The sequence below is a fragment of the Gordonia sp. NPDC003585 genome (assembly GCF_040610755.1).
Taxonomy (GTDB): Bacteria; Actinomycetota; Actinomycetes; order Mycobacteriales; family Mycobacteriaceae; genus Gordonia.
The window spans coordinates 43,060-55,135 of the sequence record NZ_JBEXMX010000035.1 but is presented as its reverse complement, the minus strand read 5'-3'; the positions used below and the strand labels follow the sequence as shown (position 1 = coordinate 55,135).

Genomic DNA, 12,076 nt, shown 5'->3' with positions numbered 1-12,076 from the left:
GTCGGCGATCGGCAGTCGTCCCGCGGCCAGCGCGTAACCCACACGGGCGCAACCCTTGAGGTCAGCTACAGCGGTGGACACGATGTCGACGGTGCTGTCCGGGTCGTCGACCCAGTCGACGGGCACCTCGGCGATCCGCAGCCCGATGCGCTCGGCGAGCACCAGCAGTTCGGTGTCGAAGAACCAGCCGGTGTCCTCGACGTAGGGCAGCAGTTCGCGTGCGATGTCGGTGCGCATCGCCTTGAATCCGCACTGGGCGTCGGAGAACTTGGCGCGCATCGTTGTTCGCAGGATCAGGTTGTAGGAGCGGGAGATGAACTCGCGCTTGGGTCCGCGGACCACGCGGGAGGTCCGGGCCAGCCGGGTGCCGATCGCGATGTCGGAGTGGCGCGAGATGAGCGGCGCGATCAGCGGCATCAGTGCGTTCAGGTCGGTCGACAGGTCGACGTCGCAGTAGGCGACGATCTCGGCGTCACTGCCCCGCCACACCGAGTTGAGCGCGCGCCCGCGGCCCTTCTCGTCGAGGTGGACCACACGCAGCCCGTCGATCTCCTCGGTGAGCGCCGCGGCGATCGCCAGCGTCGCGTCGGTGCTCGCGTTGTCGGCGACCGTGATGCGGGCGGTGTACGGGACGTGGGTCCGGAGATGCTCGGCGAGGCGTCGTACCGAATCGGCGACGTCGGCTTCCTCGTTGTAGACCGGAACCACGATGTCGAGGGTCGGGAACTGCGACGAACTGTCGGCCACGATCGTCGTTGGCGAAGCCGTTCGCGGGAGTGCTTCTGCTGTCATGGTCACCACTTTCGACCCCTAGGCTTCGCCCACTCTGCGCCGAACCTGCCAGCTTGCTGTGAGCGATTCGCGCAGTTGTCCACAGATCGTCGGCGGGAGATGGATTGCCGGTGGCGCTGTCGGTGAGGGCCGTTAGATTGGGCTCCATGACCTCAGCGACCGGAACCCTCACCGCCGCGCAGCGTCAGGCCGCCGACCGGGTGATCACCAGCCTCGCCGGACCCGACGCTGCCCTGCGGGAGGACCAGCTGCGTGCGGTCACGGCGCTCGCCGGCCCCGCCGAAGGTGCGGTGGGTCCGCGGGTCCTCGTCGTGCAGGCCACCGGCTGGGGCAAGTCGGCGGTGTACTGGTCGGCGACCGCGGTCATACGTGCCGGCGGCGGCGGTCCAACGCTGATCGTGTCGCCGCTGCTGTCGCTCATGCGCGATCAGGTGGCCGCGGCCGAGCGTGGCGGGTTGTCGGCGGCCACCCTGAACTCGTCGAACTTCGGTGAGTGGTCGGAAGTGGAGACCCAACTACTGGCCGGTGACCTCGACGTCCTGCTCGTCTCGCCGGAGCGGCTGGCCAACCCCGGATTCGGGCGTCGGGTCCTCGACGCGTTGGCCGGCAACCTGGGTCTGCTGGTGATCGACGAGGCACATGCGGTGTCGGACTGGGGTCACGATTTCCGACCGGACTATCGGCGCGTCGCCGATGTGCTGCGCACCCTCAACCCAGGAACACCGGTCTTGGCCACCACCGCCACCGCCAATCAGCGCGTCACCGACGACGTCGCCGCCCAACTCGGCGACCAGACCCTGGTGCTGCGCGGTTCCCTGGCACGTAAGTCCTTGCACCTCAACGTGATCGACGGAATGTCGCCGATCGCCCGCTACGGTTGGGTGGCACAGCACATCGACACCCTGCCCGGTTCGGGAATCGTGTACGTGCTGACGGTCGCCGACGCCGACCGCCTCGTCACGGCCATCAAGGCCGTCCACGGCCCGGAATATCCCGTTGCGGCGTACAGCGGAAAGCTCGACGGCGATCGCCGCCATCAGCTCGAGGACGCACTCCTGCGCAACGAGGTGAAGGCCCTTGTCGCCACGTCGGCGCTCGGGATGGGCTACGACAAACCCGACCTCGGCTTCGTCGTGCATGTCGGCTCACCGCCGTCGCCGGTGTCGTACTACCAGCAGGTGGGCCGTGCCGGCCGCGCCCTCGACGACGCGGTGGTCATGCTCCTGGCCTCGCGCACCGACGACCGGATCTGGGATCACTTCGCCACCGCCACCATCCCGGAACCCACCCGCATGCACGGGATTCTGGATGCGCTGGGTGAGTCCGACGAACCGATGTCGGTACCCGCGCTCGAGGCGGTCACCGGGTACCGGCGCACCCGCGTCGAACTCATGCTCAAGCAGCTCGCGGTCGACGGCGCGGTCGACCGGACCACTGACGGGTGGCGCACCACCGGCGAACCGTGGGAGTTCGACGCCCCGCACTACGACGGCATCATCGCCGTCCGACGCCGCGAGGCCGACATCATGCGCGCCTACATCACCGGCGACGACTGCCTGATGCGCCTGCTGATCGCCTCGCTCGACGATCCCGAGGCCACGGCGTGCGGCCGCTGCTCTGTGTGCCGGGGCGAGCTGACCTCACCACTGACCGCCGACGTCGCCACCGAGACCCTGCGCGCGGTCACCGGCGCGCTGCGATCGTCGGCTCTGGAGCTGGAACCGCGCAAGATGTGGCCCGGCGGGGCGTTCGGAACGCGCGGTCGAATCAGCGCGGACCTGGCCGCCGAGCCCGGTCGGGTGCTCGCCCACGCCGACGCTCCCGAGTGGGCGGACCTGCTGGCGGCCGCCCGATCCGGCGACGAGGCAGCACTGGCCGAACTCGGCGATGTCGCGGTCGCGACGCTGTCGTCGTGGGTGCGCCAGGGTGGCATCCGGCCCGATCTGATCCTGTCGCTGCGACTGACCGGCACGACGCTCGCGGAGAAGATCGCCGCGCATCTCCGCGAGGTGGGTCGTCGGGGCGGCGGCGTCATGCCGGTGGGCCCTGGTGACCCGCCCACCGATACGGCCGGAGCCGTCGAGGCCGCGCACTGGCGCGACCGGATCGGTGAGCCGCCACCCGAGGTGACCGGACGCGCGGTGCTGCTGGTGGTCGATGCGACGTCGAGCGGCTGGGCCATCACTCTCGCCGCGGCGGCGCTGCGACGAGCGGGAGCAAGCGCGGTGTCACCGTTGCTGATTCACCGAACTGTGTGATTCACAGTCCCGCATTACAGGAGCCCCTTCAAGTAGGTCGCGATGATTGCCTCGACCGAAGTTCCTCCACCGACGATCGTTCGTTGAAAGACAAGCGCGTCGAGGAGTGAGACGACTTCGTCGGCCTGAGCGTCATCGACCGTCTGACCGCGCGCCGCCAACGCGCTTACGACCACCCGTCGGCCCACCGACTGCACCTCGGAATCGCCCAACAGTTGCCCGCGCAGGGCATCGTCGTCGACCTCGAGTATCAACGCCAACCGCGCCTTCATATCGGAGTGTCGAGAGGTGAGCGAATCGACGAGGTCGCCAAGCGCGCGCGCCAACTCCTCTACGCTCACCTCCTGCGAGTCCTCGAACCGCGCATCGAGGAAGCTGGCCAATCGAGTGGCGTCGGCCAGAGTTCGTTCGGCGAGCGCACCAACGACGACTTCGAGGAGGGCACGTCGCGTTCTCGCATGGTATGAGGTCGAGCCTTGAGGTATCCCAGCTTCTCTGTCCACCGCGCGGTGCGTCAAAGCGCGCACGCCGTCGCGGGCGATGATCTCGATAGCGCTATCTGCGATGAGCGTTCGTCGTGCGGCGGCACCAGATCGTGTGGACACCCCCAAATACTACAGGTGTAGTGTCTCACGCAGAGAACACTACATCTGTAGCGATAGTCAGGAGTGGCAATGGGCATCGATTTCGTACCCGATCGAAATCTCTATCCGTTCACCTCGCGATGGTTCGCGTCGTCGGCGGGCTCAGTCCACTACATCGATGAGGGTGTCGGACCGACGATCCTGTTCTGTCACGGATCTCCGACATGGAGCTTCTTGTACCGACATGTCGTGACGAGACTGCGCGACAGATTTCGGTGCGTGGCCGTTGATCATCTCGGGTTTGGTCGTTCCGAGCGGCCCGATAACTTCGGGTACACCATCTCCGAGTTGACGAGAGTTCTCGGCGAGGTCGTCGACCACCTGGACCTGGAAGGTTACGTACTGATGGGCCACGACTGGGGCGGCCCGATCGGTCTTGGCGCCGCCACTGCCCGGGCGGATCGCGTGCGTGGAATTGTGCTGGCCAACACCGCTTTCTGGCCGATCACCGCCCTGCCGAACAGAGCGTTCAGCGTCGTCATGTCGAGCGATCCGGCGCGCCGACGAATTCTCGAGAACAACCTGCTCGTCGAGAGGTTTCTCCTCGGCGAACTCGGTTCCACACTGACGTCCGCCGAGGCCGATCAGTACCGTTTCGCGCAGCCCGTCGGCGCACGAGAAGCGCTCGCCGTGATGCCGCGAGAGATTCGAGCGGCCGGCCCGCTGCTTCATCAACTCGAACGCACGGTCCCTGAAACGCTCGGCGACAAGCCCGCTCTCGCGCTGTGGGGCATGCGCGACATGGTGTTTCGCCCGTCGTCGTGCCTACCGCGCGTTCGCGCCGCCTTCCGCGATATCGAGGTCGTCGAGTTGTCGGGCGCACGACACTTTGTGACAGAGTCCGCACCTGAGCCGATTGCAGAAGCGATCGAGCGTCGGTTCGTCTGAGCGTGTCAGTGCTCCGGCACGTACTCCCCGTGCCCGCGACTGCGCAGCGCCTTGCGGATCTTCTCCGCGGCCTCGTCGAGGGATTCGGGACTTGCGTTCTTGTCGGCATTGGCGAGGTCGAAGATCTCCATGCTGAGCGCGGGGAACACATGGAGGTGGACGTGGGGCACCTCGAGTCCGGCGATCAGCAAGCCCATTCGCGGCGCGTCGAACGCCTGCCGGACCGCGCGGCCCACGGTTTGCGCGACGTCGGCGAGATGGGTGAAGGCCGCCGTGTCCAGCAGGTCCCAGTGGTCCACCTCTTTACGCGGAACAATGAGCACGTGCCCCGGCGTCACCGGCTCGATGGTCAGGAATGCGACGGCCTGGCCGTCCTTCCACACGAAACGTCCGGGTAGTTCGCCGTTGATGATCATGCTGAAGACGGTTGCCATGGGAGACAGTCTAGAACCGCCGCATCGTCGAACCGGCCTGTCCGCAAGAGGTTGTCGGGGGTCCATGAGATTCTTTCCCTGTGAGTCGGCCAGAGTTCACGCGTCGGGGGGTCACCCGCGCCGGACGGGACATGAGTTCGAGCGACGTCGTCGCGCGTGCTCAGCGGTTTCCGCGTCTGCGCTACATGGGGTCCAAGTACCGGCTGCTCGCCCATCTCGAGCGCACCTTCGCCGACATCGGCGGCGCGACGGCGGTCGACGCGTTCTCCGGATCCGGGGTGGTGTCCTATCTCCTCAAAGCGCAGGGGTTCGAGGTGGTCAGCAACGACTTCCTCAACTTCCCGCACCTGATCACCCGTGCGACCGTGGCCAATTCGAGCGTCCGTCTCGAACCGGAACTCGTCGAGGAGATCTGCGGGCCGCCCGCCGACGACCGCGACTTCATCTCGACCACCTTCGACGGCCTGTATTTCACGCCGGCCGACCGCGCCTTTCTCGATTCGGCGTGGTCGCACATCGACCGTTTGCGCGGCTATCGCCGTGATCTCGCCATCTCGGCTCTGATCCTGTCGGCGGCCCGCAAACAACCGCGAGGCGTCTTCACCTTCACCGACTCGACGCGCTACGGCGACGGTCGGCGCGATCTCACGATGAGCCTGCGCGACCACTTCCGCCTGCGGGCCGCGGAGGAATACAACTCGACGGTGTTCAGCAACGGCCGCAGCAGCCGCAGTGTCTGTGGGGACATTTTCGACCTCGACACGGGGTGGTCGGAGCCACCGGATCTCGTCTACCTCGATCCGCCCTACGCGCCACCGACCGACGACAACGACTACATCAAGCGCTACCACTTTCTCGAGGGGCTGTCCGCATACTGGCAGGGCATGAGCATCATGGAGAACACCAAGACCAAGAAGCTCCACAAGCGCTACACGCCGTTCGCCTACAAACGCACCATCGAAGACGCACTCACCCGCACCTTCGAGCATTTCGAGGATGCGGGGGCGATCGTGCTGTCCTACTCGTCGAATGCCCTGCCCGGCGCCGACCGCATCGTCGACCTGCTCGGCAAGGTGAAACCGTCGGTCGAGGTGATCGCCATCGACCACAAGTACAGTTTCGGCACACACGCGTCGGCCACTCGACGCGACGTCAGCGAATACCTGTTCATCGGACGGGACTGACCGGCAGCCGACATGAGTGACGCGGGCGACTTTGCCGACTACCTGAACTCGTTGGGCCGGTTGACATCTCATGTCGACCCGACGACGTCGACCCCGGAGGCGGAGCGGATCGCGGTGGCCGTCGACCGCCTGGGCGGCCTGCTCGACGCGGATGCGACCGGACTGGCCGCGTGGGTGCGGGACAACCCCGCCGACGTCCCGGTCCTCGGACTCGCCGTCGGGCTGTCGCAGGAGAAGCTCAAGAACGCGCTGCGTGACCGCTTCGACACGACGGGATGGTACGGGCTCGCACGCACACAACCGGTGGAGCTGGTGTCGTGGCTCGACGCCGAGTTCGACCTGGTGCGAACGCTGCGCGCCCAGATGTCGAAGACCTACACCTTCGCCGACATCCTCGTCGCGCGAGCAGGCAGTCGGGTCACGGCGACCCGGGCCGGCGCGTCGGGCCGACGGATCGAAGACGAGATCGAAGACATTGCACGCGATCTGGGACTCGACTACGTCACCCGGTCGCGGTTCACCGGGCGCAACGGTCGTACCGCGCCGGCGGATCTGATCATCGGAGATCCCGATTCCGCCGACATCGTCGTCGCAGCAAAGGGATTCGATTCCACTGGCAGTAAACTCACCGACGCCGTACGCGAGATCGAGGAGATGGCCGAAGTTCGTCTGCCCAAACAACTCGTTCTCGCCGTGATCGACGGGATCGGTTGGAAGTCAAGGCAATCCGACCTTCGTCGCATCCACCAGCTGTGGGCCGACCGGCAGATCGACGGCATGTACACCCTCGTCGGACTCGACCGATTCCGAGCCGACGTCACCGAGTTCGCCCAATTGCGTCGACTCATCTGAGCCCACCATCGCTCCCGGGCCTGGACGACTCGGACGACGCACGCAGCCTCCTTCCGCTCCCTGAGGTGATCGAGGCGCTGGCCGAGATCCTCGAAGGGCTTGGCGCGACGACAATTTCACCTCGCCAGGGGCTTCGAGGCTCGCAGGCTCGCACCTCAGCCATCGGTAGGGCTCGACCTCGACGAGCACCTCAGGGAGCGGAGGAGGGGCGGTGTGAGTTGTTTCGGCTCACTCGCTTGATGTGCTTCCACGAATCCAGACTGAGGGCCGCCCACGATCCGGTCAGTCGTCGAGGCGAGGTAGGCGAACCCAGAAGGTGGCACCGGCACCGGGAACCGAGTCGACACCAACACGCCCGCCATGCGCGTCGACAAGTGCGGCGACGATCGAGAGTCCGATCCCACTGCCGCCGCCTTCCCCACGTGAGCGGGAACTGTCGCCGCGGTAGAACCGCTCGAAGACGTGGCCCGTCTCGTCGGCGCTCAGACCCTGGCCGGTGTCGGCGACGCGCAACACGACGTCGTCGCCGTCCACTGCGACGCCGACCGTGATCGATGCGTCGTCGGGGGTGTGCACCACCGCATTGTTGACGAGGTTGCGCACCACCTGGACGAGTCGCGGGGCGTCACCGAGCACCATGGGTGGCGCGTCGGACACGTCCACCTGCATTCGGATGTCGCGGTTCGGCGCCGCCACTCGCGCGGCTTGCACAGCGTCGGCGGCCAGTGCAAGACAGTCGACCGGTTGGGCGTCGAGTGGTCGCTGCGCGTCGAGGCGCGCGAGCACCAACAGATCCTGCACGAGCAGCGTCATGCGGCCGGCCTCATCGTCGATGCGCCGCATGGCGTCTGTCGCGTCGGGCACACCGCCCTGTCGGTACAGTTCGGCGAATCCCTTGATCGAGGTGAGGGGTGTGCGCAGTTCATGACTCGCGTCGGCCACGAATCTGCGCATCTTCTCCTCCGACGCGCGGGCCTGCTGTTCGGAAGCCGCGGTGGCGGCGAAGGCATGCTGGATCTGGCCGAGCATCGTGTTCAGCGACGCCGACAGGCTGCCCACCTCGGTGTTGGACGCGGCAGGCGGCACCCGCATGTTCAGGTTCCCGGCCGCGATGGCGTGCGCCGTCTCCTCGACCCGGCGCAGCGGACGCAGACTCGAGCGAACCAGCAGATAACTGGCCACACCCAGGACCACGACGACGACCGCCCCGATCGCCAGCTGTAGGCCAACGAGCCTGGAGATGGTCGCATCAACGTCGGACAGCGGTATCGCAACGATGGATTCGCCGTACGGATTGGTGTGTTTGATCAGCCGCCATTCCGGACCGTCACCGTCGGCCGAATCGACCGTGATGGGTCCGACGTTGCCGTCCGGCAGGCCGTTCAGTTGCGGCTCGTCGTTGAAGTCGTTGCTGGACAAGATATCTCCGTCGGGCGTCGTGGAGACCACGAAGTACGGAGATGGTGGACGACGCGGACCGGGCGGCGGTCCCGGTGTCGGATTACCCTCGCGGTTGCGAGGTTTGGCCCAGGTGTTGACGGCGTTCTGCAAACCGGTGTCGGTGCGGTCGATGAGATCTTGCTTCATCGCGGATGTGACGGCGACACCGGAGGCGAGAAGACCGAGAACAACGAGTACGAGCATCAGCCCGACCAACGAGAAACGCAGCGGAACACCATGTTTGGGCACCCGCCGAGCCGCAATGGCATCCAGCGGGGCGGGCGACGCCGCCGACGATCCGGCCATCAGTCGCGCGGCTCGCGCATGACGTATCCGACGCCGCGCAGCGTGTGGATCAGTCGTTTGTCGCCGGTGTCGAGTTTGCGGCGCAGGTAGGACACGTAGGACTCGACCACGTTGACCTCACCACCGAAGTCGTAGTTCCAGACATGGTCGAGGATGCGCGGCTTGGACAACACCGTGCCCGCATTCACCATGAAATACCGCAACAGGGTGAACTCCGTCGGCGAAAGCGCAACGAGCTTGCCCGCCTTGAACACCTCGTGGGTTTCGTCATCGAGTTCGATGTCGGCGAAGGTGATTCGCGACGCCTGCTTCTCGGTGGCGTCGAACCCGCTGCGGCGCAACAGTACCTGCAGCCGCGCGACGACCTCTTCGAGACTGAACGGTTTGGTCACGTAGTCGTCGCCGCCGATGGTCAGCCCGTTGATCTTGTCCTCGACCGAGTCGCGGGCCGACAGGAACAGGGCGGGCGCGGCAATTCCATCCGCACGGAGACGACGCAGGAGGCCGAAGCCGTCCATGCCGGGCATCATCACGTCGAGGATGAGGGCGTCGGGTTTGAAGGTGCGGCACCGGTCGATCGCGGCGGGACCGTTCTCGGCAGTCTCGACCTCGTAGCCCTGGAACTTCAGCGAGACCGACAGCAGCTGCCGAATGTTCTCCTCGTCGTCGACCACGAGGATCTTGGCGCCCTTGCCTGCATGCTGCTCACTACCCGGTTCACTCACATCCATCACACTCCCCCATGAGCCTGCCACTGCCCTGGCGACACTCTGGCAGAACCCTGTGAATGTTGACCTGCGACGATGCAGTCGCTGGAGTCAGGTGCCGTACAGTCGCGCGACGTCGGGTGAGTCGAGCCAGCCCGAGTAGGTGGGCCGTTGCGGCCAGCCGTCGGGCGAATCCTGCCATTCCTCCTGGCGGCCCCACGGCAGGACGTCGATCAGCGCGAAACTGTGGCTGAGCTGCTCGGTCCCGCGGCCGGAGGTGTGCCAGGTGCGGTAGACGGTGTCGCCGTCCCGGAGGAACACGTTGACTGCGAAGCCCTCACCCGGCGCGGCATCGACGTCGGACCCGAACGGGCTGTCGGCCGACGAGTACCAGTCCATCTGGTTCCCGACCTTGCGCTTGTACGCCAACGCCTCATCGATCGGACCGCCCGTCACGATGACGAACCGGGCGTCGTAGTTGTCGAGGAAGTCGAGGCGCGTGAATTGTGAGGTGAAGCCGGTGCAACCGCCGCATTGGAATTCGGCACCGTCCGACCACATGTGGTTGTAGACGATGAGCTGCGAACGACCCTCGAAGACATCGGCGAGCCGCGCCGGACCGTCGGCGCCGACGAGCGTGTAGTCGGGCATCTCGACCATCGGCATCTTGCGTCGTTGCGCTGCGATCGCGTCCAGTTCGCGGGTCGCGGACTTCTCGCGAGCACGTAACTCGGCGAGTTGCGCGGCCCAGGTCTCCTGGTCGACGACCTCGGGTATTCCGTCAGACATGTCGGGTCCTCTCGATGAGTGGTTTCCGGTCCCTTGGTGGTCGACCAGCCGCAGACGCCCAACTCATCGCTTGCGCATGAACGGCGCCGGATAGCCCGGTTTCGGCCGGACCTCGCCGAGCCAGGTGGCGAGTTCGTCCGCGCGCTCACCCAGGGCGCGGCGGGCGCTTGCCGGCAGCTTCTCGAGGAGATGCACCTCGACCGCGCCGTCCGGGTTCTGCGACCACCCGCCCACGATCCGACCGTCCCACCAGGCGGTCTGGCCGCCATTGCCGTTGGTGTCGAAGACGTGCGCGGCATGGTCGCCGACGTAGAAGTCCCGCTCCTTGTGGCCCATGGTGGTCGGGTCGAGTTCCGGGAGCAGCAGCGCGCACGGCTCGACGGGGTGGTCGGGGTCAAGGTCGTCGGCGTGGACGTATCCGACGCGACCGCCGTCGAGATCGACGGTCACCACATCGAGGTCGGCAAGCGCGGCGCGCACCGCGGTCTTGGTGGACCCGAGCCACCACACCAGATCGGTCTCGGTTTCCGGGCCGAACGCGCGTAACCAACGGTCGATCATCGCGCGATGCCCTTGTGCCGGGTCGACAGGCTCCAAGGGCGCGCCGAGCCATCGGGACATGAGGACCCACGACGGTCGGGACAGGTGCCAGCCGGCCGCGTTGGGACCGCGCACGATCTCGCCGGCGGCGCTCATCATGTTGAGCACTCGCGGCCCCATCGGCGCCCGGCCCGCCCACTTCGTGCCGGCGCCGTGAACGATGTAGCCGTCCAGCTCGGAGCGCCGCTCGCGGAGTTGGGTCGACGTGAGTGCCGGTTCCGTCCCGAGCTCGTCGAGCACCGCCGCTCGCGCTTTGTCGATCCAGCCGTCGGGATCGTCGTAGTGGTCGGGACCGTCCGGGCTGTCGCTGCGGCGGAGGTCGCGCAGCATGTTGGTGCGCTCCGACGCGGTCACCCGTGGCCCGACAGCGCCGATGGCGTCGGCTAGCGTCGGCCGGCTGAAGACGAACAGAGTCCGCCGCATCGCGAGCTGCTTGACGAGGACTCGATCGGTATAGAGGGCCGCGGTCATGTCGTCCGGATCGAAGTCGGGGATGCGCGCCCACGCCGACAGGTAGACGGTCGACGGTGTGGTCGCGTGTAGCCCGACTATCGCGTCCGCGGCGTCGACCACCCCGCCCGCCGGGTTCTCCGCGGCGAGTCGGTGCCGACGCATGAGCCGGGTTCGACGCTCGGCGTCGTCGATGTGCGGTCGGGACGTCACGGCTGACGCGCACCGAGCGCGGCGACGGCGTCGACCTCCACCACCTGACCGTCGTAGGGCAGCACGGTCACCCCCACGATCATGGCGGGTGGCACATCACCACCGAAGGCCTCGACGACGGCGTTCCACGCGACGGCGAGGTCGGCTTGCAGATGCTCGGCGACATAGACGGTGAGTTTCGCGATGTCGGCGAATCCGGCACCCCGCTCGGTGAGAACGGCGTCCAGATTCGACAGGCACCGACGGGTCTGGGCGACCACGTCCCCGGGTGAATCGATCGCTGCTTCTGGCAAGGAAAGGTCGAACGGAGAGATCCCGGCGGTGAAGAGAAGCGGTCCCGCGTCGACCGTCGCGCTGTACGGGAACCCACCGTCGGGAAGTGCGGCCGATGCGTGCCTGCGGACCCGGCCTACCGATGCGGATTCGGGCGACTCGGAATTCATGCCTCGAGACTAGTGTCGTGCGGCAGGCGGGTGGTCCGGGACCGGGCCGACCCCCATCGGCTCCGGCCCCGGTACC

Annotated in this window: 12 protein-coding genes; 4 read left to right on the top strand and 8 right to left on the bottom strand. The window is 66.7% G+C overall.

Translation table 11 applies throughout. The annotated features are described in order from the left end of the window. On the bottom strand, positions 1-792 hold a 792-nt coding region (locus ABZW74_RS11875; RefSeq protein WP_355276373.1), incomplete at its 3' end, for a glycosyltransferase. 146 nt (positions 793-938) lie between these two features. On the opposite strand from ABZW74_RS11875, the gene ABZW74_RS11870 reads away from it, so the two are divergent. Further along, positions 939-3,050, top strand: a complete 2,112-nt coding sequence (locus ABZW74_RS11870; RefSeq protein ID WP_240862019.1) for a DEAD/DEAH box helicase — start codon at positions 939-941, stop codon at positions 3,048-3,050. 14 nt (positions 3,051-3,064) lie between these two features. Here the strand turns inward: ABZW74_RS11870 and ABZW74_RS11865 are convergent, their stop codons facing one another. Beyond that, positions 3,065-3,655, bottom strand: a complete 591-nt coding sequence (locus tag ABZW74_RS11865; protein ID WP_240862017.1) for a TetR family transcriptional regulator — start codon at positions 3,653-3,655, stop codon at positions 3,065-3,067. A 69-nt stretch (positions 3,656-3,724) separates the two neighbouring features. On the opposite strand from ABZW74_RS11865, the gene ABZW74_RS11860 reads away from it, so the two are divergent. Next, complete coding sequence (locus tag ABZW74_RS11860; protein WP_240862016.1) at positions 3,725-4,582, top strand: alpha/beta fold hydrolase; 858 nt, start codon at positions 3,725-3,727, stop codon at positions 4,580-4,582. Positions 4,583-4,587: 5 nt separating this feature from the next. Here ABZW74_RS11860 and ABZW74_RS11855 read toward each other — a convergent pair whose 3' ends face one another. Then, a complete protein-coding gene (locus ABZW74_RS11855; RefSeq protein WP_240862014.1) occupies positions 4,588-5,016 on the bottom strand; it encodes an HIT family protein in 429 nt (142 codons plus the stop codon). Positions 5,017-5,201: 185 nt separating this feature from the next. Between ABZW74_RS11855 and ABZW74_RS11850 the strand changes: the two genes are divergently transcribed. Both ABZW74_RS11850 and ABZW74_RS11845 read left to right on the top strand, forming a co-directional pair. Beyond that, on the top strand, positions 5,202-6,200 hold the full coding sequence (locus tag ABZW74_RS11850; protein WP_308221086.1) for a DNA adenine methylase: 999 nt from the start codon (positions 5,202-5,204) through the stop codon (positions 6,198-6,200). A 12-nt stretch (positions 6,201-6,212) separates the two neighbouring features. Further along, on the top strand, positions 6,213-7,052 hold the full coding sequence (locus ABZW74_RS11845) for a hypothetical protein (protein WP_240862010.1): 840 nt from the start codon (positions 6,213-6,215) through the stop codon (positions 7,050-7,052). A 282-nt stretch (positions 7,053-7,334) separates the two neighbouring features. Here the strand turns inward: ABZW74_RS11845 and ABZW74_RS11840 are convergent, their stop codons facing one another. From ABZW74_RS11840 to ABZW74_RS11820, 5 genes are all read right to left on the bottom strand, one after another. After that, the gene (locus tag ABZW74_RS11840; RefSeq protein ID WP_355276369.1) at positions 7,335-8,798 is read right to left on the bottom strand and encodes a HAMP domain-containing sensor histidine kinase; all 1,464 of its coding nucleotides are present in this window, start codon (positions 8,796-8,798) and stop codon (positions 7,335-7,337) included. Continuing rightward, entirely contained in the window at positions 8,798-9,529 is a 732-nt protein-coding gene (locus ABZW74_RS11835; protein ID WP_240862005.1) for a response regulator transcription factor, read from the bottom strand. Before ABZW74_RS11835 ends, ABZW74_RS11840 begins: the two co-directional genes overlap by 1 nt. An 87-nt stretch (positions 9,530-9,616) precedes the next feature. Further along, positions 9,617-10,294, bottom strand: coding sequence for a DUF899 family protein (locus ABZW74_RS11830; RefSeq protein WP_355276367.1), 678 nt, complete (start codon positions 10,292-10,294; stop codon positions 9,617-9,619). A gap of 63 nt (positions 10,295-10,357) precedes the next feature. Continuing rightward, on the bottom strand, positions 10,358-11,557 hold the full coding sequence (locus tag ABZW74_RS11825; RefSeq protein WP_355276365.1) for a winged helix DNA-binding domain-containing protein: 1,200 nt from the start codon (positions 11,555-11,557) through the stop codon (positions 10,358-10,360). Continuing rightward, entirely contained in the window at positions 11,554-12,000 is a 447-nt protein-coding gene (locus tag ABZW74_RS11820) for a RidA family protein (protein ID WP_240861998.1), read from the bottom strand. The genes ABZW74_RS11825 and ABZW74_RS11820 overlap by 4 nt, the downstream gene beginning before the upstream one ends. Between the last annotated feature and the right edge of the window lie 76 nt (positions 12,001-12,076).